Raw genomic sequence first — 23,209 nt, 5'->3', positions numbered from 1 at the left:
ACGGAGGACGATCATTCATGAAAGAGTACAAGCCGTTTAAATCCGGAAAAGTTCGCGAAGTCTATGACGCAGGCGACAGCATCATCATGGTGGCCACGGACCGCATCTCGGCTTTCGACCACATCCTCAAGAACAAGATCACGAAGAAGGGCGCGATCCTGACGCAGATGTCGAAGTTCTGGTTCGACTTCACGAAGGATATCCTGCCGAATCACATGATCTCGGTCGACAACAAGGATATGCCGGAGTTCTTCCAGCAGCCGCAGTTCATCGGCAACAGCATGAAATGCAAGAAGCTCACGATGATCCCGATGGAATGCATCGTCCGCGGCTACATCACGGGCAGCGGCTGGGAAAGCTACAAGGAAAACGGTACGATCTGCGGCATCGAGCTGCCGGCTGGCCTCAAGGAGTCGCAGCAGCTGCCGGAACCAATCTTCACGCCGAGCACGAAGGCAGAACTTGGCGATCATGATGAAAACGTTTCCCTCGAACAGGGGGCAAAAGTCCTCGAGAAGAGCTTCCCGGGCCATGGCCGCGAATACGCCGAGAAGGTCCGTGACTATACGATTGCGATTTACAAGAAGTGCGCCGATTACGCGCGTTCCCGCGGCATCATCATTGCCGACACGAAATTCGAGTTTGGCCTCGATGAGAACGGCAACATTATCCTCGGCGATGAGGTCCTGACGCCGGACAGCTCCCGCTTCTGGCCGCTCGAAGGCTATGAGGCCGGCAAGTCCCAGCCGTCCTACGACAAGCAGTTCGTCCGCGACTGGCTCAAGGCCAATCCGGACAGCGATTACGAGCTGCCGCAGGATGTCATCGACAAGACGATCGCCAAGTACAAAGAAGCATTCAAGATGCTGACGGGCAAGGATTTCGAATAATCCCACCGCCACATCGCACGGTATACACGTTATAGATTAGGAGATGATCATCCATGAAAGTCGCTCTTCTCATGGGAAGTGATTCCGACTGGCCTATCCTGAAGCCAGCCGTTGAACTCTTGAAGCAGTTTGGCATTGAGTCCGTCGTCGAGGTCGCCTCGGCACACCGCACGCCGGCAAAGGTGCGCGAGTTCGTGCTCGGTGCGCCCGAAAAAGGCGTCGGTGCCTTCATCGTGGCAGCTGGTGCGGCTGCACACCTCGCGGGTGTCGTGGCCAGCTACACGACGCTGCCCGTCATCGGCGTGCCCATCAACGCCACGGCTCTGAACGGCATGGATGCCCTGCTCTCGACGGTCCAGATGCCTTCGGGTATCCCCGTGGCCACCATGGCCATCAACGGCTCCAAGAATGCCGCCATCTTTGCCGTCGAAATCTTCGCCGTCGCCGATGAAGGCCTCCGGCAGAAGCTTGCGGATTATCGCGCCAAGATGGTTGAGGAAGTTGACAAGAAAGCAGCTCGCGTAGCAGCGCAGCTCTGATGAAAGGAAGAGCGGTCCACCTTCTCGTGGACTGTTTTTTCGTCATCGCCGCGTCTCTCTGACGAGCGGCAAGTTTATCAAGCATGAAAGTGAAAAGGAAGAATCAGAACAACCATGTATGAAAATGGCTACAACCCAGAACCGAAATGGAAAGAAGAATGCGGTGTCTACGGCGTCTATTCCCATACGGAGGATGTGTCCGGGCTGACGTATCTCGGCCTTTATGCCCTGCAGCATCGCGGGCAGGAAAGTGCCGGCATCGCCATCACGGACGGCGCCTGGATGGACGTGACGCGCGGCATGGGCCTCGTCAATGAGGTGTTCCGCCATCAGGTCCCGCATATGGACAATCAGTACATCGCCATCGGCCATGTGCGCTATTCCACGACGGGCTCAAGCCTTCTCGCGAATACGCAGCCGCTCATGGTCAATTACGCGGGCGGCAAGATCGCGCTTGCCCACAACGGCAATCTCACGAATGCCGCACAGATCCGCCATGAGCTCGAGCAGCAGGGCACGATTTTCCAGACGTCTATTGACTCGGAGGTCTTCGTCAATCTCATCGCTCGTTCCCGCCAGGAACACATCGAGGACAAGGTCATCGAGAGCCTCAAGAAAATCAAGGGTGCGTACTGTCTGACGCTCATGACGGAGGACAAGCTTATCGGTGCCCGTGACCCGCAGGGCTTCCGCCCGCTCTGCATCGGCAAGACGGAGGAAGGCAGCTGGGTCATTTCCTCGGAAACCTGCGGCCTTGACGTGGTTGGCGCGGACTTCGTGCGCGATGTCCTGCCTGGCGAGATGGTCGTCATCGACGAGCACGGCCTCAAGTCGTATCCATTCGCGACGGAGGAGAAGAAGGCCGGCTGCATCTTTGAATACATCTATTTCGCTCGTCCAGATTCCGTCATCGACGGGCAGAGCGTCCACGATGCGCGCTTCCGCATGGGACAGGTCCTGGCCCGCGAATCCGGCTTCAAGGGTGACATCGTCATCTCGGTGCCGGACTCCGGCACGACGGCTGCCACGGGCTTTGCCTATGAGTCGGGCATCCCGTTTGTCGAAGGCCTCATCAAGAACCGTTACATCGGCCGCACGTTCATCCAGCCGACGCAGAAGAAGCGCGACACGGCCGTCAAGCTCAAGCTCAATGCCATCCGCTCCGTCGTCGAGGGCAAATCGGTCATCATGGTCGATGACTCCATCGTCCGCGGCACGACGAGCGGTAAGATCGTCCGCATGCTCCGGAATGCCGGCGCGAAGGAAGTCCATGTCTGCATCAGCAGCCCCCCGATTGGCTATCCGTGCTTCTATGGCATCGATACCAGCGTGCGCAAGGAGCTCATCGCCGCGACGAAGAGCGTCGAGGAGATCCGTGAGTTCATCGGCGCGGATTCGCTGCACTTCCTGAGCATCGAAGGCCTCAAGCAGTGCGTGCCGAACATCAATGCCGAGGACATGTGCTATGCCTGCTTCAACAGCGCATACCCGATCGAGGATGGCGAGAAACCGGCCGGCAATAGCAAGTACGTATTCGAGCAGCGCAAGTGCTGAACCCTGCGCGCTGAAGCATATCACTGACAGACAGTTGACAGGAAAGGAAATAAAAGGAAGAAAATGGCAGAACAACTCACCTACAAAGATTCTGGCGTCGATATCGATGCCGGCAACTATTCCGTCAAACTCATCAAGGACAGCGTCAAGGCAACGTACCGCCCCGAAGTCCTCGGCGACCTCGGCGGCTTCGGCGGCCTCTTTGCACTGAATGCCGGCAAGTATAAGGAACCGGTCCTTGTCTCCGGCACGGACGGCGTCGGCACGAAGCTGCGCCTGGCCTTCATGCTCGACAAGCATGACACCATCGGTCAGGATGCTGTGGCCATGTGCGTCAACGACATCCTCGTGCAGGGCGCAGAGCCCCTGTTCTTCCTCGATTACCTCGCCGTCGGCAAACTCGACCCCGAGCAGGTGGCAGCGGTTGTCAAGGGCGTGGCAAATGCCTGCAAGGAATCCGGCTGTGCGCTCATTGGCGGCGAGACGGCTGAGATGAGCGGCTTCTATCCCGTTGGCGAATACGACATCGCCGGCTTTGCGGTCGGCGTTGTCGAGAAGTCGAAGGTCATCACGAGCGAGCGCGTCAAGGAAGGCGATGTACTCCTCGGCCTGCCGTCTTCGGGCGTTCACTCCAACGGCTACTCCCTCGTGCGCAAGATCTGCTTTGAGCACAAGGGCTTCAAGGGCGATGAATACATCGACGAGCTCGGCAAGACCATCGGCGAGGAACTCCTGACGCCGACGCGCCTCTACCCGAAGACCTGCCTGCCGCTCATCGAGAAATTCGACATCCACGGCATGGTACACATCACGGGCGGCGGCTTCTACGACAACATCCCGCGCGCCTTGCCCGACGACATGGCCGTCACGATCGACAGCTCCGTCTGGCAGATGCCGGCAATCTTCCGCCTGCTGCAGCAGTGGGGCAATGTCGACTGGCATGAGATGTACCGTACGTTCAACATGGGCATCGGCATGGTCATCATGGCGAGCCGAGAGGAAGCCGACAAGATCAAGGCTTACCTTGCGGCAGAGAACGAGACGGTTTACGAGATTGGCCGCGTCGTCCGCGGCAATCACGATGTGACGATCAAAGGCGGCGTGTTCGATGAATAAACAAGTCCTGGGCGTGCTCTGCTCCGGCCGCGGCACGGACCTCCAGTCCATCATCGATGCCATCGGCCGCGGCGAAGTGGACGCCACGATTGCCGTTGTGCTCACGGACAAGCCCGATGCCTATGCGCTGACGCGCGCCGAAACGGCCGGCATCAGGGCCGTCTGCATCGACCGCAAGCAGTATGAGGGCCGTGAGCCCTTCGAAAAGGCCCTCGTGGCTGCGCTTGAGGAAGCGGGCGTCACGCTCGTCGTGCTCGCCGGCTTCATGCGCATCCTGACGCCGTATTTCGTGCGTCATTTTGCCGGCCGCATCATGAACATCCATCCGGCGCTGCTGCCGAGCTTCCCGGGCGCGCATGCGCACCGCGATGTGCTCGCCTATGGCGTCAAGATCAGCGGCTGCACCGTGCATTTCGTCGACGAGGGAACGGATAGCGGCCCCATCATTCTGCAGGCCGCCGTACCCGTGCTCGATGACGATACGGAAGAAACGCTCGGCGCGCGCGTGCTCGAGCAGGAACACATCATCTACCCGAAGGCCATCCAGCTTTACTGCGAAGGCCGCCTGAAGGTGGAGGGCCGCCATGTGCGGATCACAGAGTAAGAAAGAGGGATTCAAACCATGAAGATCAAACGCGCACTCATCAGCGTATCGAATAAGCAGGGCGTTGTCGAATTCGCCCGCAAACTCCACGAGGCCGGCGTTGAGATCGTCTCGACGGGCGGCACGATGAAGGCCATCAAAGAAGCGGGCATCCCCGTCACCTACGTCAGCGATGTCACGGGCTTCCCGGAGATCATGGACGGTCGCGTCAAGACGCTCAACCCGTACATCCATGGCGGTATCCTCGCCGTGCGCGACAACCCCGAGCATGTCCGTGAGATGGAGGAGCATCACATCACGGGCATCGACCTCGTGGCCGTCAACCTCTATCCGTTCAAGGAGACAATCGCCAAGCCGAACGTCACGCTTGCGGAAGCCATCGAGAACATCGATATCGGCGGCCCGGCTATGGTCCGTGCGGCGGCCAAGAACTTCAAGTTCGTCACCATTGTGACGAATCCGGCCCGCTATGACGAGATTGCCGAGCAGGTCACGAAGAACGGCTGCGTCGATGACCGCACGCGCATGGAGCTTGCGCAGGAAGCCTTTGCGCATACGGCAGCATACGACACGATGATCAAGGATTATCTCGCCGCACAGCTCAAGAAATAAAAAGAAGCCTTTTCCCGCAGGAAAGGGGATATTCCCCTGCGCCTGCGGGAGAGGGCTGTTTTTGTGGAGGAATCAGCATGAATATCTTAGTAATCGGTTCGGGCGGCCGTGAGCACACGCTGGCCTGGAAACTCGCGCAGTCGCCCCTTGCCACGAAACTCTACGCGGTGCCTGGAAACCCCGGCATGGCAGAAGTCGCAACATGCATCCCGGGCGTGGATATCTGCGACAATGCAGCGCTCGTGAAACTCGCGCAGGACAAGGCCATCGACCTCGTCGTCGTCGGTCCGGAAGTCCCGCTGACGAACGGCGTCGTCGATGCGATGAACGCGGCCGGCATCAAGGCCTTTGGCCCGACGAGGCTTGCCGCTGAGCTCGAGGGCTCCAAGTCCTTCTCGAAGAACCTCATGAAGAAGTATGGCATCCCGACGGCAAAATACGAGGTCTTCACAAATGCGGACGAAGCCCGTGCCTATGTGGAAAAAGAGGGTGCGCCGATTGTCATCAAGGCGGACGGCCTCGCTGCCGGCAAGGGCGTCATCGTCGCCATGACGAAGGAAGAGGCATTGGAGGCCGTCCATGAGATCATGGACGATGCAGCCTTTGGCAAGGCCGGCAGCCGCGTCGTCATCGAGGAATTCATGGACGGCGAGGAAGCATCGCTCCTGGCTTTCACCGATGGCAGGACGATCGTCCCGATGGTCAGCTCGCAGGACCACAAGCGCGCCTATGATGGCGACAAGGGGCCGAATACGGGCGGCATGGGCACGTATGCACCGGCTCCCGTCATGACGAAGGAGCTTGTCGCCGAGGCCACAGAAAAAATCCTGAAGCCCGTCATCGCGGCCATGGCCAAGGAAGGCCGTCCATACAAGGGCTGTCTCTACGCCGGTCTCATGATCACGGATGAGGGGCCGAAGGTCGTCGAGTTCAACGCGCGTTTCGGCGACCCCGAGACACAGGTCGTACTGCCCCTTTTGGAGAGCGATCTCGTCGAAATCATGCTCGCCTGTGTCGATGGCACCCTGTCAGACCTCGACATCAAGTGGAGCGACGGTGCGGCCGTCTGCGTCGTCATGGCTTCGGGCGGCTATCCGAAATCCTATCAGAAGGGCTTTGCGATTGACGGCCTCGAGAAGGCCAAGGCTGCGGATACGCTCGTCTTCCACGCCGGCACGGCCGAGAAGGACGGAGCGGTTGTCACGAACGGCGGCCGCGTCCTCGGCGTCGTTGCCAAGGCCCCAACGGTCAAGGAGGCCGTGGATAAAGCCTACAAGGGTGTCGCTGCCATCACATTCCAGGATGCCTTCTATCGCAAGGATATCGCGCACCGTGCACTCGAACGCCTGCAGGGAAAATAAAATATAGTTTACAAAGTTACACGAGTACATTATAATAGTACATGTAGACGTCAACGATGGACGCTCTGGAGTCTTCGCTGGGACTGCTCATTTTCCCGGGGAGACGCCGGAGCGTTTTATTGTTTTCAGGCGCCGCCCGACGTTTTTGCAGGGGATTGCTGCAGGAATTATAGGAATTGTTGGTTTTATTAGGACTTCATGAGGAATTATCGTATCTTTGGGAGGGCTTGGTATGGATTTTGCTAAACTTCTGGCTGAAGTCAATAACTTTGTCTGGGGCCCCGTCATGCTTGCACTGCTGGTTGGTACCGGTATTTTTCTGACCATCCGGCTGCACTTCCTGCCGTGGCGGAATCTCTGGTATGCCGTTTCGATGATCTTTCGCCATCGCGACCGTCATGCGGGCGATATCTCGCCGTTCCAGTCGCTGATGACGGCGCTTTCGGCAACCGTCGGCACGGGCAATATCGTCGGTGTCGCGACGGCCATGGTGCTCGGCGGTCCCGGCGCCATTGTCTGGATGTGGATTAGCGCGGCCTTCGGCCTCTCGACAAAATACGGCGAATCGGTACTGGCCGTCAAGTACCGTGAGACGAACAGCGTGGGGGAGATGGCCGGCGGGCCGATGTATGCGATGAAGAACGGCATCCGCAATCCGTATGTCGGGCGCACGCTGGCCTTCCTGTTCGCGTCGTTCGTCGTGCTGGCCTCATTTGGCATCGGCAACATGACGCAGGCCAATTCCATCTCGGCGGCGCTTGCCTCCAGTTATGCCGTCCCGACGGAGCTAACGGGCATCATCATTGCCGTCGTGGCGCTTTCGGTCCTGATTCGCGGCATCCGCCGCATCGGCATGGTTTCGAGCATCGTCGTGCCGGCCATGGCACTCTTTTATTTCGTCGTCGCGCTCATCGTCATCGTCGTCAACGTTGAAGCCGTACCGGCCGGCATTGCCGAGATGTTCCGCATGGCCTTTTCCTTTGACTCGGTGGCAGGTGGCGTCGGCGGCTCCATCGTGGCCACGGCTCTGACGTCGATGCGCTGGGGCGTCGCGCGCGGCGTCTTCTCGAATGAGGCAGGCCTCGGCTCCGCACCGATTGCCGCGGCCGCTGCACGCACGGACCATGCGTCGCGCCAGGGCTATGTCAACATGACGGGCACGTTCTTCGACACGATGATTGTCTGCATGCTGACGGCGCTCGTCATCTCGTCTTCGGGCGTGCTCGGCACGACGGATCCCGAGACGGGCAAGCTGCTTTCGGGCGCACAGCTGACGATCGCAGCCTTCAGCACGGTCTTTGGCCCGTATGGCAAGCTCATCGTCTCCATCTCGCTGACGCTCTTTGCGTTCTCGACGATTCTCGGCTGGGAGTATTACGGCGAGAAGGCGCTGGAGTATCTCATCAAGAACCGCAGGGTCATCATGAGCTACCGCGTGCTCTTCAGCCTCGTGACGTTCGTCGGTGCGACGACGACGCTCGATGTCGTCTGGAATTTCTCCGATACGATGAACGGCCTCATGGCCATTCCGAACCTCATCTGCCTGCTCTGGCTCAACAAGGACATCGCGGAGGAGTGCTTCGAGTTCCAGCATGCCGTGGTCGAGAAGGAGAAGCAGGGCGAGAGCATCGATTATCAGCCGGAAGATGCCAAGCTCAGCTGAGTCCTGCCGGATAATTGCCAGATTATATAAGAGAGGTGTGGCGCCTGTTTTCTGCCGCACCTCTTTTTTACACAAAAAAAGCCGCCAGCATAAGCTGACGGCTTGACCATTCAAATGGTCGGGATGACAGGATTCGAACCTGCGGCCTCATCGTCCCGAACGATGCGCGCTACCAAACTGTGCCACATCCCGCAATCACAAGAAGTATTATACGGAAAATCAGAGGCTTTGTCAACAACTTTTTTCATTTATTTATTTTATTTTGTTGAGCGTTTCCGCGAGGCTTGCGGCCGATTCATCCTGACTGTTGCAGCTGATGATGGGCTGTGCGCCGAGCATCACGGTATTGCCGTCGGCATAGGCCTGTTCCTTGTTATGGCCGTTGTGGTAGGCGGCGGCGAGGTTGCCCGCGACGAAATACGAGCGTTCGGCGGCGGACATGTCGCCCTGCGGTGCCGGCTTGTCGAATTCCTTGCCGTTGACGCTGACGACACCGTCCTTCACGGTCACATGGTTGTTGCTGTAGGCCGTGAGTTTCTTGACGTAGGCATCGCGGCGGTCGTTATCGCTCGGATGGTCGGACAGGAACTGCTGCAGGGCGCTGGGTTCCGTCTTCGATTTGTCGAGCACGCGCTGCCAGACGGCCGCACAGGCGCCCGGATTGTAATTGGAATGCGTGATGTATTCGAAGGCCAGCGCATCGGCTTCGCGCTCCATCGGCTTTGTGATGTTGCGGTTGTTGATGACGCTCGTGACGATGCTGCCGAGCTCCGAGCCCGTGGCTGCACCAATGATGGCCATGTTGAGGCTGCGGCGTGCGCCCTTGGCCGGATGATCCTTCTGGCCATGGCCCATCTCGTGGCCGAGCACGACGGCAATCTCATCCTCGTTCGTCAGCACGGAGAAAAGGCCCGTGTTGACGCTCATGTTGTGCCCGAGCGTGCAGAAGGCATTGAAGCTCGTATCGTTGTTGATGAAGTAGTTGTAAGGCTTGTCATAGATGGTCGGATCGACGGCGCCGATGGCTGATGTCAGATTGGCCATAATCGTGTCGAGGCGGTTGTTGAGGTAGGCATCGTTGTTGACGCCGTACTGCTTTTTCATTTCCTCGAAGAATTCCTGGCGCCCTTCCTCCGAATCGTTGTACTTCTTGAGAACCTGCGTGAGCTGTGCATGCGCGGCGGCGCCCTGGATGCCGGCGCCGATGATGCTGCCCCAGCCAAATGCCGCCGAAGCCTGCGGAGCCGGGGCAATCATGTAGCCGCCCGGTACGGCAAGGCAGGCTGCCAGCGCGAGCGGCAGCAGTTTCTTTTTGAGTCTGGATGTACGGGATTTTTGCGCTTGAGTCATGATCAACGCCCCTTTTATTGTCAAAATGATGGCCAAAAACTTCCTGTAAGGTTTCGTTTGTTTCATTATAGCACGATTTGTACAGGAACGCAGAAGAAAACGGCAATTATTTCTCGGAATTTTTCTACAAAAGAAGGATAGTCGTCAATGCACCGCGAATAATTAAATAATGAATGGATAACTGGGGAGTTCCAGTGTATCTTGCTGATTTATGAAAAGTGGGGTGTTTCCTATGTTAGTGAAAGAAATCATGACGAAAGATGTCATCACAGTCAAGCGGGATGCCTCGATCCGGGAAATTGCCGAGACACTCATCCAGAATCACATCTCCGGGATGCCTGTCGTGGACGATACGGGCAAGGTCTGCGGCATCGTCAGCGAGGGCGATCTCATGTGCAAGGAGGTCACGCCGGACCTGCCGGATGAACTCTGCATCCTCGGTGCCGTCATCTATTATTCGGGACTGCGCGAATACCGCGAAGCCTTCCGCAAGATTGCCGCGACTTCGGCCGAGCAGATCATGACGGAGAAGGTCATCTCGGTCCGCGAGGACGATGAAGTCAGCAAAGTGGCCAAGCTCATGTTCGACAAGCACATCAAGCGCCTGCCCGTCATCGATGGTGAAGGTCATCTGCACGGCATCGTCGCGCGCCGCGACATCATCAAGATGCTGCTCTGATGTTCTGAAACAGGAAATAAGATCGGGAGTCTCACGACTCATGGTTGGCGCAAGAGCGGCCATGCATCCTCGTCAGGAATGTTCCTGGCGAAGCTGCATGGCCGCTCAGCCGTTTTCTGAACGCATCGCAAGAGGCCTGTACGGCGGTCACGCTGCGTTATTTCTCCCTGGTGTGTCCATTCCGGCGCCTGGGCTTCTTGGTGGCAAAGAGGTAGACGAGTACCGTCAGGACGATGCCGAGCAGGCCGTAGAGCGGGCCGCGTGCGATGAAGGCGTAGATGGTGGCCGCGAGGCAGAAGAGCACGGCGATCAGCGTCTGTCTGGCATTTTCCTTGCGGTAGCGGAATGTGTCGTAGTCCGTCCCGACCGCCTCTTCAAAGCATTCCCGGCAGACGATGCGACGGCGCCCTTCCTCATCCTGATTGATGAGCGCTTCTTTTTCTGAGATCTCACGCCCGCAAATTGAACATTTCAGCATGTCAATCCCTTCCTTTTCCGCATCGATCCCCTGCCGGGCTGATGGCAGCAGGCGATGATGATACAAACTTATATCTTAAATAGTAGACCAAAACTCAAAAATAAGCAATCACCACCGTGCTGTTCAACAGAAAATCCGAATAATTGAAACATATTGCCGGAAAAAAGAGGAATTTTTTTGACTTTGTCGTATATGTATGAAAGGATATAAAATGACCGCTCAGGCCCGCTGCATGGCGGACGGCCCGCAGGTCATTCAGCATAGAAACAGGGGGAATAAGCATGAATATCATCGTTACAGGCGGAGCCGGTTTCATCGGTTCGAACTTCATCTATTATATGCTCAAGAAGCATCCGTCCGACCGCATCATCTGCGTGGACAAGCTCACGTATGCCGGCAATCTCGAGACGCTCGAGGGCGCCATGGAGAAAAAGAACTTTAAATTCATCCGGGCAGATATCGCAGACCGCAAGACGGTCTACCGCATCTTTGAAGCGGAAAAACCGGACGTCGTCGTCAATTTCGCGGCGGAATCCCATGTGGACCGCTCCATTGAGAATCCGGAGATTTTCCTCCAGACAAACGTCATCGGCACGAGCGTGCTGCTCGATGCCTGCCGCAAGTACGGTATCGACCGCTACCACCAGGTCTCGACGGATGAGGTCTATGGCGACCTGCCGCTCGACCGTCCGGACCTCTTCTTCACGGAAGAGACGAATCTCAAGACCTCGAGCCCGTATTCAGCCTCGAAGGCCGGCGCTGATCTTCTCGTCATGGCGTATCACCGCACGTACAAGCTGCCGACGACGATCTCGCGCTGCTCGAACAATTACGGGCCGTACCATTTCCCAGAGAAGCTCATTCCGCTCATGATTATCAACGCGCTCTCCGACAAGAAACTGCCGGTTTACGGCGACGGCAGGAACGTCCGCGACTGGCTCTATGTCGAGGATCATTGCCGCGCCATTGACCTGATCCTGCAGAAGGGGCGCGTCGGTGAGGTCTATAATGTCGGCGGCCATAATGAGCGCGCGAACATCGATGTTGTCAAGACCATCCTCAAGGAACTCGGCAAGTCCGAGGAGCTCATCGAATACGTCACGGACCGCAAGGGCCATGACCGCCGCTATGCCATTGACCCGACGAAGATCCAGACGGAACTAGGCTGGCAGCCCGAGACGAAATTCGAGGACGGCATCAAGAAGACGATAAAATGGTATCTCGAGCACCGCGACTGGTGGATGGGCATCATCAGCGGTGATTACCGGAGCTATTACGAGCGCATGTATGACAGCCGCGCCGTCCTCGAATACGCCAAGATCTGATTTGCCAGGGTTAAGCGGAATTGCCTTCTTCAGCCTCCTGACGGGCGGCGGGGAAGGCATTTTTGTACCATTTCAATCATAGAGAAAGAAGCTGATATTTTGTCAGAAGAACAATCTGCCGTGCAGCAGGAAATGGCGGCACGCGGCCGCATCATCGTGCGGACCAGCCTCGTGGGCATCGTCGTCAACATCCTGCTCGCAGCCTTCAAGGCAGCCGTGGGCTTCACGGCCAATTCCATCGCAGTACTCCTTGATGCTGTCAACAACCTTTCGGATGCCCTGTCCTCGGTCATCACGGTGGTCGGCGCGAAACTCGCGGGGCGCAAGCCGGACCGCGAGCACCCGTTCGGCCATGGCCGCATCGAGTATCTGAGCGCCATGATCATCGCGGCCATCGTCTTTTATGCCGGCCTTACCTCACTCTGGGAATCGGGCAAGAAAATCTTCGAGCCGGAGCCCGCGGACTACAGCCTGCTGTCGCTCTTCATCATCGCCGTGGCCGTCCTTGTCAAGATTGTGCTCGGCCGCTACTTCAAGCGGCAGGGAAAAGCTGCGGAATCCGGCGCGCTCGTGGCCTCAGGGGCCGACGCACTCTTCGATGCTGTACTGTCTTTCTCCGTGCTCGCTTCAGCACTCATCTACCTGGGCACGGGCGTCTCGCTCGAGGCTTATGTCGGCGTCATCATCGCGATTTTTATTCTGAAATCCGGCATCGACATGATGCGCGACACGCTCAACGACATCCTCGGCGAACGTCCGGACCCCGTACTTGTCCGCAGAATCAAGGGCATGCTGGCGGCCGAGCCGGAAATCCGCGGGGCCTACGACCTCATGCTCAACAATTACGGCCCGGGGCGCAATTACGCGTCGGTGCATATTGAGCTGCCCGATACCATGACGGTGGAGGAGGTCGACCGTCTGACGCGCCGCGTCCACGACAAGGTCTATGAGGCGACCGGCGTGCGCCTGATGGGCGTCACGGTCTACTCGTATAACACGAACGATGCCGAGGCCATCGCGATACGCAAGCAGGTCTACAAGATCGTGCTGGCTCATCGTGAATGGATCCTGCAGGTGCACGGCTTTTACGTCAACCGCGAGAAGAAGGATATGCGCTTTGATGTCGTCGTGTGCTTCGGCACGGACATCCCTGCTGTCCTGAAGGAACTGCACCGGGAGGTTCAGGCGGAATTTCCCGCTTACGACATCCTCATCGATGTCGATATGGATATTTCGGCGCTGGGCACGCGAGGATGATTTTGCTTGTTCCGAAATTAACGTACTGTTTATCGTTGTATTCGGGTGATGTTTGGCTCTTGTGAAGAACTATGTTATAATGGAGCAATAGTGTTCCTGATTGCCTGGAACATATATCGAACGAAAGGATGTAATAGGATTGAAGGCAACCGAAACGAAACTCAAAGGGGTTTATGTGCTCGAACCGCAGGTGTTCGGCGATGCACGCGGCTGGTTCATGGAGAGCTGGTCGCAGCGCAAGATGGAAGAGGCAGGACTTTTCGTGAATTTCGTGCAGGACAATCAGTCGTATTCGGCGCAGAAAGGCACGCTGCGCGGTCTGCATTACCAGCTGAATCCCATGTGCCAGGCCAAGCTGCTGCGTGCGACGCGCGGCACGATCTTCGATGTGGCCGTCGATATCCGCAAGGGCTCGCCGCAGTTCGGCCAGTGGGTCGGTGTGGAGCTCTCGGCGGAAAACAAGAAGCAGCTCTTCATCCCGCGCGGCTTCGCGCATGGCTTCCTGACGCTGACAGATGATGTCGAGGTACAGTACAAGGCTGATAATTATTACGCGCCGGAGTGCGACGGCAACATCCGCTGGGACGATCCGGACATCGGCGTCGCCTGGCCGCTCGAGCCGGTCATCCTGTCCGACAAGGATCAGAAGGCGCCGTCACTGAAGGATCGCCTGGCGTCCTCGCTGAATTTCGTGTATGAATGATGCGATGGCAGCAGAACGAGGGCTTTTGAGGAAGGAGTGTAATGCGTGATACGCAAGGGAATCATTTTGGCCGGCGGCTCGGGCACGCGGCTGTATCCGCTGACGATTGCGGTGTCGAAGCAGCTTATGCCGGTCTACGACAAGCCGATGATCTATTATCCGCTGTCGACGCTGATGCTCGCAGGGATCCGGGATATCCTTGTCATCACGACGCCGGTGGATAATGCGAATTTCAAACGCCTGCTCGGCGACGGTTCACAGTGGGGCATCTCGATTTCGTATGCCGTCCAGCCAAAGCCGCAGGGCCTTGCTCAGGCCTTCCTGATCGGTGAGGAATGGCTGGCTGGCGAAGGCTGTGCGCTGGTGCTCGGCGACAATATCTTCTACGGCTCGGACCTCGCCGTCATGATGCAGCGGGCGGCGCAGCAGGAGACGGGTGCGACGGTCTTTGCCTATTATGTGCGCGACCCGGAGCGTTACGGTGTCGTTGCCTTTGATGAGGCGGGTGAGGCCGTCAGTCTCGAGGAGAAGCCTGCCGTGCCGCAGTCTCATTTTGCCGTGACGGGCCTCTATTTCTATGATGCAGACATCGTGGAGATCGCAAAATCCATCCGGCCGTCGGCGCGCGGAGAGCTTGAGATCACCGACGTCAACAAGGTGTACCTGGCGCGCCATACGCTTCATGTCGAGACGATGCGCCGCGGCTATGCCTGGCTTGACACGGGGACGCATGAATCTTTGCTGCAGGCAGCGTCTTTCGTGCAGACCATCCAGGAACGCCAGGGGCTCAAGATTGCCTGCCTCGAGGAAATCGCGTACCGCATGGGATATATCACGAAGAAACAGGTCCTGAAACTGGCCGAGCCGCTTGAAAAGAACGAGTACGGTCAGTATCTCCTGCGCATGGCGCAGGAATCATAAAGCGGAATCTTCGCGGCTGCGGTGTGAAGAACGGCGACGCATTGGATGGACGCCTAAGGTGGTTCCACTCGTGGATTACAGACGCGGCAGGAAGTGAAAGAAGGTCTTTTTTTGAGTCAATATCCCGCGCGGCGCCGGTGCCGCAGAGAAGAAAAGCGCCGGCAGACCACGATGCTGACAAGATTCCTGATGGGCGCGTTCCTGCTGCTCAGCACATGCCTGTTGAGCTTCTGGGCTCCTGTCGTGGAACGCAACATCGATGTCTATCAGGGGGTCGTGGAGAAGGGCCTCGGCCAGAAGTCGAGTGAGGATGTCGCCATCCTGCGCTCCATCCTCGCATCGGAGCGGCTGCTCCTGGCAAACCTTCCGGATTCGATGGAAAAGGCCGTGGCACTCACGCACAACACCCAGGCCCGGGCGGATATCGACTCGTACCAGTCGAACAAGGCGGAAGGGCGCTGGGGCACCTTGCAGGAACTGCGGTTCTTCTCGGGCTTCAGCAAGAGCCTGCTGCTCCTGGGCGTCGCATTCGCTGCCGCGGGCCTGGCCGGCTGCCAGCGCCTCTGGATCTGTGCGCTCAGCGGCCTGTTCTCCGTGTCCGGTCTCGCCGTGCAGATTGTCCTGTACGGTTTTGTAGCGGCCTTGATTGCCACTGGTACCTGATTGCCTGATCCCTGTCCTGCCCGTGCGGCGGCGACAGGGATATTTTTATGCCGCGCTTGTTCGTTCTTGGCAAAGATTAAGAAAAGCAGGGTAAGATGCAAAAGGAAATGACAGATGTTTAAATGAAAGGGTAGAGGTATGTTTTTCTATATCCGCCGGTATCTTCTCTGGGGCCTGCTGGCCGTGGCGTTCATGTGCGGTGAGGTTTGCATGGATCTCATGCAGCCAAAGCTCATGAGCCGGATCGTCGATGAAGGCGTCATGGGACTCGGCACGGGCGGCAGTGATATGGGCATCATCGCGCATCTGGGACTGTGGATGCTGGGATGTGTGGTGCTTGGCTGCTTCTGCGGCTCGATGAATACGGTGTTCGTGAATCTCGCGGGGCAGCATGCGGGCAACGAGATCCGCAAGGACTGCTTCGCGCGCATCCTGTCGCTTTCCTTTTCGCAGGTGGATGCGGCCGGCACCGGCACGCTCATCACGCGGGTGACGAATGATGTAACTCAGGTGGAGAACATGCTTTCACAATTCATCCGGGGACTCGTGCGCACGAGCTGCCTGCTCGTTGGCTCGGCTTTCTTCATGTATCAGCTGCATCACGCGTTTGGCCTGCTGATCGTGATCGCCCTGCCGCTGCTCGTGCTCATCATGGGCATCATCCTGCGTCTGACGAATCGTTCGTTCCTCGCCCTGCAGGCGGAGCTTGATGCCATCAACCGCATCCTGTCGGAAGACATCGCTGGCATCCGCATCATCAAGGCCTGCGTGCATGAGGCATATGAGAAACGGCGCTTTGGCCGGGCGAATGAAGCGTTGCTTGCCACTCAGCTCCATGTGCTCGTGCTCTTCGCGCTGATGAATCCGCTCGTCAATCTCGTCATGGGAACGCTCGTCGTGCTGGTCCTCTGGCAGGGCGGCCAGATGGCGGCAGCGGGGATGATCCGCCCCGGCCTTGTCATCGCGGCCATCAGTTACACGACGACGATGCTCATGGGCGTCATGATGCTCGTGATGCTCTTTCAGACAATCTCGCGCGGTCTGGCATCCTGGAAGCGCCTGCGCACACTGCTGCAGATGGAGCCGGCCATCCGGGACGGCGCACACGACGTGCCGCCGGGCAGGGGAGAAGTCTGCTTCGAGCATGTGTCATTCAGCTACCATGCGGGGCAGGAGATCCTGCACGATATCAATCTCGTCATTCATCCCGGTGAGCACGTCGCCATCATGGGGGCGACGGGAACGGGCAAGACGACGCTCTTGTCGCTCATTCCGCGCTTTTACGAGGTGACGGAGGGACGCGTGCTGGTCGATGGCGTCGATGTGCGCGACTACCGCCTTTCCTCGCTGCGTGGCCGCATCGCTTTTGGACTCCAGCGCAGCGAGCTCTTCACGGCGACGATGGCGGAAAACATCCGCTGGGGACAGGAAGATGCTTCGCTTGACGAGGTCAGGCATGCGGCTGCCATCGCTCAGGCCGAAGCATTCATCCGGCGGCAGCCGCATGGCTTTGACGCGATGGTGGCGGAACGCGGCACGAGCCTGTCAGGCGGCCAGAAGCAGCGCCTCGCCATCGCCCGGGCCGTCCTGCGCCGGGCAGAAATCCGGATTTTCGATGACAGCACGAGTGCCCTGGACCTGCGCACGGAAGCCAGGCTCTGTGAGGCACTTGACCGCGAGGATGCCGGTGTGACGCGCATCACTGTGGCACAGCGCATTGCCTCGGCCCGCCACGCAGACCGCATTGTGCTGCTCGAGCATGGCCGCATCGCGGCTGACGGCACGCACGAAGAACTTCTGCAGACGTCTGACCTGTATCGGAGTCTGTACGATTCCCAGCTGGGAGAGGAGGCGAAGGATCATGAGGGATGACAGGCTTCCTCCGCGCAAGGTGGGCCTCGCGCGACGAGCTCCCGGCATGCATCGCCCGCCGCACTTCGCCGAGGCGGAATACGCGGCGGATATCCGCGGCACCCTGCGGCGCTTGCTGCGCTATTTCACGAAAGAGAGCCGCCTGCTTCTTCTGCTGTTCATGGCCGTCATCTTTGGGACGCTCTGCAGCATTTATGCCCCGCTTCTGCAGGCTGCTGCCATCGATGCGATGACCGGCGGTCATCTGCCGCAGCTCGGGCAGGAACTCTTGTATCTCGCACTCTGTTATCTGCTGGCCTCACTGTCGCAGTTCCTGACGGGGCAGCTGGCGGCGCGCCTCTCGCAGCACATCGTGCGGGCGCTTCGCACGGACCTCTTTGCGCACATCGTCGACCTGCCCGTCCGTTACCTCGACCGCCACTCGCACGGCGATGTCATGAGCCGCATGACGAATGATGTGGAAAATATCGCAAGCGTCATATCTTCCTCCCTGCCGACGCTCTGCTCAGGGCTCTTGACCGTTGCCGGCACGGCACTCATCATGCTTTGGAGCTGCTGGCAGCTCGCGCTGCTCTCGTTTTTGTCGGTTTTCGTGACCATCTTCGTGACGAAGCGCATGGGCAGGGGCGTACGGAGGTATTCGCGCACCCGCCAGCAGCTGCTCGGCGAGCAGACCGGCATGGTGGAGGAGATGATTGCCGGCTATCGCACGGTGGTGGCCTGCCACCATCAGCAGGCGGTCATCCGCTCCTTCTGTGCGAAGAGCGATGAGCTGACCAGGGCCGGTATCCGGCAGGACATTTGCTCGGGCGTCATGGGGCCGTTCATGAACAGCATCAGCAATGCGGGCTTTGTCGCCTGTGCGGCGTCAGGCGGTGTATTCGCCCTTGACGGCATGATCTCGGTCGGCATCATCGCGGCCTTCCTCGTCTACATCCGCCTGTTCTCGAAGCCCATCAACGAGCTCGCCGTCATCTACGGGCAGCTGCAGACGGCTGTGGCCGGTGCCGAGCGCGTCTTCAAGGTGCTCGACGAGCCGCCTGAAATGATGGCGGGAGGGGCGTATCCGCCGCGCGGCCGCAACGATATCCGCTTTGAGCACGTGAGTTTTTCCTACGTTCCGGGGCAGGAAGTCCTGCACGCTTTCTCGCTCTTGATACCGGCCGGCCGCAAGGTGGCGCTCGTGGGGGCCACGGGCTCGGGCAAGACCACGCTTGTGAATCTTCTCCTGCGCTTCTACGATCCGGAACGCGGCACGATATGGATCGGCCCCTCTGACCTGCGCACGATTGCGCGGCCTGCTCTGCGCGGCAGCATGGCCATCGTCCTGCAGGATACCGTACTGTTCTCGGCCACGATTCGGGAAAATCTGCTGTACGCGCGTCCGGAGGCCACGGAAGAAGAGCTCTGGCGGGCGGCACGGCTGAGCCGCGCACAGGAGATGATCGCCGCCCTGCCTCAGAGCCTCGATACGGTACTCACGGCCGGCGGCGAGAACATCTCACAGGGCCAGCGGCAGCTGCTCGCCATCACGAGGGCCTTCCTCGCCGACCCCGACGTGCTGATTCTCGACGAAGCCATGTCGAACGTGGATACGCGCACGGAAAAGGACATCCAGTCGGCCATGCAGGAACTCATGAAAAACCGCACTTCCATCGTGATTGCCCACCGGCTCTCCACAATCCGGGACTCGGACCTCATCGTCGTCATGGATGAGGGACGCATCGTCGAGCAGGGCAGCCACCAGGAGCTGCTCGCGGCGGGCGGCCGCTATTACGACCTTTACATGACGCAGTTCCGCGGCTTTGCGACCTGAAATGGAGGACAGATGCAGGAATCTGTCTGCTCGTGTGAGACAGCAGTTGCAATTTTTCCCGCCTTGTGCTATATTTAAGAATCATGACGATGAAAAAGAAGAGTAGCCTGTGCGCCGCCGACAGGGAGTCCCGCCTGGACTGGAAGCGGGATGACGGCAGCAGGGGAACGTTCGCTTTGGAGTCTCCGTAGGAAATGACGGACGCAGGACTGCGTTATGGTCAGAAGCAAGTGATAAATCAGGGTGGTACCGCGAACAGACCTTCGCCCCTATGGCTTTTACGGCCAGGGGTCGAAGGTTTTTTATATTTAGGAGGTTCGGTATGGAAGAGAAGATTGAACAGCTCAAGGCACAAGCTGCCGAAGCCATCAAGAATGCCGCAGGAAATCTTTCGGAACTCGACGATATCCGCGTCAAGTTCCTGGGCAAGAAGGGTGAGTTTACGACCATCCTCAGGAGCATGGGAGCCATCGCGAAGGAAGACCGTCCGCGCGTCGGCAAGATCGTCAACGAGGCGAAGGCCCAGGTCGCAGCGCTCATCCAGCAGAAGAATGAGGAACTCAAGGCACGCGCCATGGCTGACAAGCTCGCGAGCGAGAAGATCGATGTCACGCTGCCGGGCCGTCAGCAGCCGCTCGGCCATCTGCATCCGCTGACGCTGACGCTCGAGCGCATCAAGGACATCTTCTTCCGCATGGGCTTCTCCGTCGAGGAAGGCCCGGAAATCGAGAAGGACTATTACAATTTTGAAGCTCTGAACCTGCCGAAGGATCATCCGGCCCGCGACATGCAGGATTCGTTCTACATCACGGAGGATATCCTCATGCGTTCGCAGACGTCGCCGGTGCAGGCGCGCACGATGCAGAAAAATGAGCCGAATGCGCCGATTCGCATGATTGCACCGGGCCGCGTTTACCGCCGCGATGAATACGATGCCACGCATTCCCCGATGTTTACGCAGGTCGAGGGCCTCGTCATCGACGAGGGCATCACGTTTGCGGACCTCAAGGGCACGCTCGAGCTCTTCCTGCGCCAGATCTTCAACGATGATGTCAAGGTCCGCCTGCGCCCGAGCTTTTTCCCCTTCACGGAGCCTTCGACGGAGGTTGATATCTCCTGTGTCATGTGCCACGGCAAGGGCTGCAAGGTCTGCAAGGGCACGGGCTGGCTGGAGATCCTGGGTGCCGGCATGGTTCATCCCCATGTGCTTGAAATGAGCGGCTACGATCCGAAGAAGGTTTCGGGCTTCGCGTTCGGCATGGGCGTGGAGCGCATCGCGATGCTTTCGTACGGCGTGGATGATCTGCGCCTGTTCTATGACAACGACATGCGCTTCCTGCGTCAGTTCTGAGTGAGAAAGGGGATATACCATGCAGGTTTCCATCAAATGGTTAAAGGATTATATTGATTTCGACTGGTCGGCGGAGGAACTCGCAGACCGTTTCACGATGGCCGGCGTGCCGGTGGAGAATGTCATCCGTGCCGATGAAGGGCTCGACAAGGTCGTGACGGGCCGCATCGAGAAGCTTGAAAAGCACCCGGATTCCGACCATCTGCAGATCTGTCAGATGAATGTCGGCGAGCAGGACCTCATCCAGATCATCACGGGCGCGCAGAATGTGGCCGAGGGCCAGGTCGTGCCGGTTGCCATGGTCGGCGCACATCTGCCGAACGGCCTTCACATCAAGAAGGGGAAACTCCGCGGCCTGCCATCAAATGGCATGCTCTGCTCGGCCGGTGAACTGCATCTCGACCTCACGAAGCTGACGGAGGAGCAGAAGGACGGCATCTACATCCTGCCGGCGGATACGCCCGTCGGTGTGCCGGCCAAGGATGTGCTGGGCCTCGACGATGTCGTGCTCGAGTTTGAGCTCACGGCCAACCGCGGCGACTGCTTCAGCGTGCTCGGTCTCGTGCGCGAGATCGCCGTACTCACGGGCAATAAGCCGAAATGGCCGGCGATCGCCTGCAAAGAGGACGATGCGGCCAAGGCTGCCGACATGATCTCCGTGGGCATTGCGGCGCATGACCTGTGTGACCGCTTCAGCGCCCGCGTCATCAAGAACGTCAAGATTGGCCCGTCTCCGGAGTGGATGCAGCAGCGCCTCGAAGGTGCCGGCATCCGCGCCATCAACAATGTCGTCGACGTGACGAATTTCGTCATGCTCGAACTCGGCCAGCCGATGCACGCCTATGATTACGATGAGATCACGGGCCACACGCTGACGGCCCGCCTCGCAAAGGAAGGTGAGAACCTCCACACGCTTGACGACAGCTCACGCCTCGCGAAGGGGACGGAGCTCGTCATCGCCGATGCCGAGCATCCGGCAGGCCTCGCGGGCATCATGGGCGGACTTGAGACGGAAGTCACGGAGAAGACGCAGACGGTCGTGCTTGAGGCCGCTTCGTTCAACGGTCCGAGCATTCGCCGCACGGCGCGCGCCTGCGGCCTGCATTCCGAGGCCTCGGGCCGCTTCGAGCGCGGTGTCGATGTGACGAATACGCCGCGCGCACTCGAGCGTGCCTGCCAGCTGCTGCAGGACATGGGCGCCTGCACAGTCACGCAAGGTATCGTCGACTGCTATCCGGAGCCGAAACAGCCGGTGACGATCGATTACACGACGTATGAGATCAACCGCCGCCTCGGCACGGACATCCCGGGTGCAGAGATGGTGAAGATTTTGACGGATCTCGGCTTTAAGGTTGAAGCGAAGGGTGATGAAGCTTACCATGTCACGGTGCCGTCGTGGCGCAATGACTGCACGTACATGGAAGACCTCTCGGAAGAGGTCGCACGCATCTACGGCTTTGACAAGATTGCGAGCACGACGCCCTTCGGCCGCATGGTGCAGGGGCGCCAGAGCGACAGGCAGAATTTTGTCGACAAGATTAAGCACACGCTGGCCTCTCTTGGCATGACGGAGGAGCTTTCCTTCTCCTTCACGAGCACGGATCTTTTCGACAAGCTGCTCGTACCGGCAGATTCGCCGCTGCGCCAAGCCATCCCCATCATGAACCCGCTGACGGACGAAGCGCCGCTCGTGCGCACCTGCCTGCTGACCTCCATCATGGAGAACGCCGTGCGCAACTTCTCGCGCAAGAACAATGACCTCAAGCTCTTCGACGTCGCGCCCGTCTTCCTGCCGAAGGCTCTGCCGCTCACAGAGCTGCCGGATGAACGCCTCATGGTTGCAGGCCTCATCACGGGCCGCCGCAACGAGATCGGCTGGAACCAGGCCGGTGACCTGGTGGACTTCTACGATATGAAGGGCATCGTCGAGGAACTCTTCCGCGTGCTCGGCATCACGAAGTACACGGTTGAAGCCGGCGAGCACTTCGCCCTGCATCCGGGTAAGACGGCCTTCTTCAAGAAGGGCCGCGAAGTCATCGCGACGGTCGGCGAGCTGCATCCGCAGGCCGCAGAGAACTTCGGCATCAAGCAGAAGGTCTACCTCTTCGAGATGGACGTTGAAGTGCTCATGAAGTACACGGGCAAGAACTTCCATTTCGAGTCCCTGCCGAAGTATCCGGCCATTGCACGTGACCTGGCCATCGTCGTGGCCGAGGATGTCGCTGCAGCCGATATCGAGCGCGTCATCGCGAAGAACGGCGGCAAGCACTTCAAGGGCGTGACACTCTTCGACGTCTACACGGGCGAGCATGTCGCCAGGGGCAAGAAGAGCCTGGCCTTCAACCTCCAGTTCCAGTCAAAGGACAAGACGCTGACGGATGAAGAGGCCGATGACGCGTTCCAGAACATCCTCAAAGCCGTGGAGAAACAGTTTGCCGCAGAACTGCGTGCATGA

Annotated in this window: 20 protein-coding genes and 1 tRNA gene; 18 read left to right on the top strand and 3 right to left on the bottom strand. The window is 58.7% G+C overall.

Annotated features, from left to right (window positions below; all coding sequences use genetic code 11):
- The first annotated feature begins 17 nt into the window (after positions 1–17).
- The 8 genes from DWZ54_RS04340 (at position 18) to DWZ54_RS04305 (ending at position 8,339) form a co-directional block, all read left to right on the top strand.
- A complete protein-coding gene (locus DWZ54_RS04340) occupies positions 18–890 on the top strand; it encodes a phosphoribosylaminoimidazolesuccinocarboxamide synthase (RefSeq protein ID WP_118014768.1) in 873 nt (290 codons plus the stop codon).
- Positions 891–943: 53 nt separating this feature from the next.
- Positions 944–1,429, top strand: coding sequence for a 5-(carboxyamino)imidazole ribonucleotide mutase (gene purE, locus DWZ54_RS04335; protein WP_118014766.1), 486 nt, complete (start codon positions 944–946; stop codon positions 1,427–1,429).
- Positions 1,430–1,543: 114 nt separating this feature from the next.
- On the top strand, positions 1,544–2,983 hold the full coding sequence (gene purF / locus DWZ54_RS04330) for an amidophosphoribosyltransferase (RefSeq protein ID WP_118474657.1): 1,440 nt from the start codon (positions 1,544–1,546) through the stop codon (positions 2,981–2,983).
- Positions 2,984–3,046: 63 nt separating this feature from the next.
- Positions 3,047–4,099, top strand: a complete 1,053-nt coding sequence (purM, locus tag DWZ54_RS04325; RefSeq protein ID WP_118474656.1) for a phosphoribosylformylglycinamidine cyclo-ligase — start codon at positions 3,047–3,049, stop codon at positions 4,097–4,099.
- Positions 4,092–4,703 carry a phosphoribosylglycinamide formyltransferase gene (gene purN, locus DWZ54_RS04320; protein WP_118474655.1) on the top strand — a complete coding sequence of 204 codons (612 nt, stop codon included), beginning with the start codon at positions 4,092–4,094 and terminating at the stop codon, positions 4,701–4,703. Before purM ends, purN begins: the two co-directional genes overlap by 8 nt.
- Positions 4,704–4,721: 18 nt before the next feature.
- On the top strand, positions 4,722–5,315 hold the full coding sequence (locus DWZ54_RS04315; RefSeq protein WP_118014758.1) for an IMP cyclohydrolase: 594 nt from the start codon (positions 4,722–4,724) through the stop codon (positions 5,313–5,315).
- Positions 5,316–5,392: 77 nt separating this feature from the next.
- On the top strand, positions 5,393–6,676 hold the full coding sequence (gene purD, locus DWZ54_RS04310; protein WP_118474654.1) for a phosphoribosylamine--glycine ligase: 1,284 nt from the start codon (positions 5,393–5,395) through the stop codon (positions 6,674–6,676).
- Between the two features lie 232 nt (positions 6,677–6,908).
- Positions 6,909–8,339: a sodium:alanine symporter family protein gene (locus DWZ54_RS04305; RefSeq protein ID WP_118014754.1), complete on the top strand. Its 1,431-nt coding sequence runs from the start codon at positions 6,909–6,911 to the stop codon at positions 8,337–8,339.
- 115 nt (positions 8,340–8,454) lie between these two features.
- On the opposite strand, the gene DWZ54_RS04300 is transcribed toward DWZ54_RS04305, so the two are convergent.
- Together DWZ54_RS04300 and DWZ54_RS04295 are read right to left on the bottom strand one after the other, a co-directional pair.
- Positions 8,455–8,531: transfer RNA gene (locus tag DWZ54_RS04300), tRNA-Pro, on the bottom strand.
- A gap of 60 nt (positions 8,532–8,591) precedes the next feature.
- Positions 8,592–9,689 carry a M48 family metallopeptidase gene (locus tag DWZ54_RS04295; protein WP_118474706.1) on the bottom strand — a complete coding sequence of 366 codons (1,098 nt, stop codon included), beginning with the start codon at positions 9,687–9,689 and terminating at the stop codon, positions 8,592–8,594.
- A gap of 232 nt (positions 9,690–9,921) precedes the next feature.
- On the opposite strand from DWZ54_RS04295, the gene DWZ54_RS04290 reads away from it, so the two are divergent.
- Positions 9,922–10,368 carry a CBS domain-containing protein gene (locus tag DWZ54_RS04290; RefSeq protein WP_118014753.1) on the top strand — a complete coding sequence of 149 codons (447 nt, stop codon included), beginning with the start codon at positions 9,922–9,924 and terminating at the stop codon, positions 10,366–10,368.
- A gap of 157 nt (positions 10,369–10,525) precedes the next feature.
- Here DWZ54_RS04290 and DWZ54_RS04285 read toward each other — a convergent pair whose 3' ends face one another.
- Complete coding sequence (locus tag DWZ54_RS04285) at positions 10,526–10,846, bottom strand: hypothetical protein (RefSeq protein WP_118014751.1); 321 nt, start codon at positions 10,844–10,846, stop codon at positions 10,526–10,528.
- A gap of 281 nt (positions 10,847–11,127) precedes the next feature.
- Here DWZ54_RS04285 and rfbB point away from each other — a divergent pair, with 281 nt between their 5' ends.
- From rfbB to pheT, 9 genes are all read left to right on the top strand, one after another.
- Positions 11,128–12,171, top strand: a complete 1,044-nt coding sequence (gene rfbB, locus DWZ54_RS04280; RefSeq protein WP_118474653.1) for a dTDP-glucose 4,6-dehydratase — start codon at positions 11,128–11,130, stop codon at positions 12,169–12,171.
- Positions 12,172–12,270: 99 nt separating this feature from the next.
- Positions 12,271–13,428 (top strand): cation diffusion facilitator family transporter, encoded by a 1,158-nt coding sequence (locus tag DWZ54_RS04275; RefSeq protein ID WP_199663220.1) that lies wholly within the window; start codon positions 12,271–12,273, stop codon positions 13,426–13,428.
- Between the two features lie 139 nt (positions 13,429–13,567).
- Positions 13,568–14,131, top strand: a complete 564-nt coding sequence (gene rfbC, locus DWZ54_RS04270) for a dTDP-4-dehydrorhamnose 3,5-epimerase (protein ID WP_118474652.1) — start codon at positions 13,568–13,570, stop codon at positions 14,129–14,131.
- A gap of 45 nt (positions 14,132–14,176) precedes the next feature.
- Positions 14,177–15,052, top strand: a complete 876-nt coding sequence (gene rfbA / locus DWZ54_RS04265) for a glucose-1-phosphate thymidylyltransferase RfbA (protein ID WP_118474651.1) — start codon at positions 14,177–14,179, stop codon at positions 15,050–15,052.
- Between the two features lie 111 nt (positions 15,053–15,163).
- Entirely contained in the window at positions 15,164–15,715 is a 552-nt protein-coding gene (locus DWZ54_RS04260) for a hypothetical protein (RefSeq protein WP_147369890.1), read from the top strand.
- A 138-nt stretch (positions 15,716–15,853) separates the two neighbouring features.
- Positions 15,854–17,587 (top strand): ABC transporter ATP-binding protein, encoded by a 1,734-nt coding sequence (locus tag DWZ54_RS04255; RefSeq protein WP_118474649.1) that lies wholly within the window; start codon positions 15,854–15,856, stop codon positions 17,585–17,587.
- The gene (locus tag DWZ54_RS04250; RefSeq protein WP_158573609.1) at positions 17,577–19,403 is read left to right on the top strand and encodes an ABC transporter ATP-binding protein; all 1,827 of its coding nucleotides are present in this window, start codon (positions 17,577–17,579) and stop codon (positions 19,401–19,403) included. The genes DWZ54_RS04255 and DWZ54_RS04250 overlap by 11 nt, the downstream gene beginning before the upstream one ends.
- Positions 19,404–19,725: 322 nt before the next feature.
- The gene (pheS, locus tag DWZ54_RS04245; RefSeq protein ID WP_118014736.1) at positions 19,726–20,754 is read left to right on the top strand and encodes a phenylalanine--tRNA ligase subunit alpha; all 1,029 of its coding nucleotides are present in this window, start codon (positions 19,726–19,728) and stop codon (positions 20,752–20,754) included.
- A gap of 19 nt (positions 20,755–20,773) precedes the next feature.
- Positions 20,774–23,209, top strand: coding sequence for a phenylalanine--tRNA ligase subunit beta (pheT, locus tag DWZ54_RS04240; RefSeq protein ID WP_118474647.1), 2,436 nt, complete (start codon positions 20,774–20,776; stop codon positions 23,207–23,209).

This window comes from Mitsuokella sp. AF33-22 (assembly GCF_003475755.1).
Lineage (GTDB): Bacteria > Bacillota > Negativicutes > Selenomonadales > Selenomonadaceae > Mitsuokella.
Note: the sequence above shows the minus strand (reverse complement) of the source record. Positions and strands in the feature narration are given on the sequence as shown.

Coding starts and splice junctions, on each gene's coding strand:
- DWZ54_RS04340 (WP_118014768.1), top strand. CDS start 18: ATGAAAGAGTACAAGCCGTTTAAATCCGGAAAAGTTCGCGAAGTCTAT.
- purE (WP_118014766.1), top strand. CDS start 944: ATGAAAGTCGCTCTTCTCATGGGAAGTGATTCCGACTGGCCTATCCTG.
- purF (WP_118474657.1), top strand. CDS start 1,544: ATGTATGAAAATGGCTACAACCCAGAACCGAAATGGAAAGAAGAATGC.
- purM (WP_118474656.1), top strand. CDS start 3,047: ATGGCAGAACAACTCACCTACAAAGATTCTGGCGTCGATATCGATGCC.
- purN (WP_118474655.1), top strand. CDS start 4,092: ATGAATAAACAAGTCCTGGGCGTGCTCTGCTCCGGCCGCGGCACGGAC.
- DWZ54_RS04315 (WP_118014758.1), top strand. CDS start 4,722: ATGAAGATCAAACGCGCACTCATCAGCGTATCGAATAAGCAGGGCGTT.
- purD (WP_118474654.1), top strand. CDS start 5,393: ATGAATATCTTAGTAATCGGTTCGGGCGGCCGTGAGCACACGCTGGCC.
- DWZ54_RS04305 (WP_118014754.1), top strand. CDS start 6,909: ATGGATTTTGCTAAACTTCTGGCTGAAGTCAATAACTTTGTCTGGGGC.
- DWZ54_RS04295 (WP_118474706.1), bottom strand. CDS start 9,689: ATGACTCAAGCGCAAAAATCCCGTACATCCAGACTCAAAAAGAAACTG.
- DWZ54_RS04290 (WP_118014753.1), top strand. CDS start 9,922: ATGTTAGTGAAAGAAATCATGACGAAAGATGTCATCACAGTCAAGCGG.
- DWZ54_RS04285 (WP_118014751.1), bottom strand. CDS start 10,846: ATGCTGAAATGTTCAATTTGCGGGCGTGAGATCTCAGAAAAAGAAGCG.
- rfbB (WP_118474653.1), top strand. CDS start 11,128: ATGAATATCATCGTTACAGGCGGAGCCGGTTTCATCGGTTCGAACTTC.
- DWZ54_RS04255 (WP_118474649.1), top strand. CDS start 15,854: ATGTTTTTCTATATCCGCCGGTATCTTCTCTGGGGCCTGCTGGCCGTG.
- DWZ54_RS04250 (WP_158573609.1), top strand. CDS start 17,577: ATGAGGGATGACAGGCTTCCTCCGCGCAAGGTGGGCCTCGCGCGACGA.
- pheS (WP_118014736.1), top strand. CDS start 19,726: ATGGAAGAGAAGATTGAACAGCTCAAGGCACAAGCTGCCGAAGCCATC.
- pheT (WP_118474647.1), top strand. CDS start 20,774: ATGCAGGTTTCCATCAAATGGTTAAAGGATTATATTGATTTCGACTGG.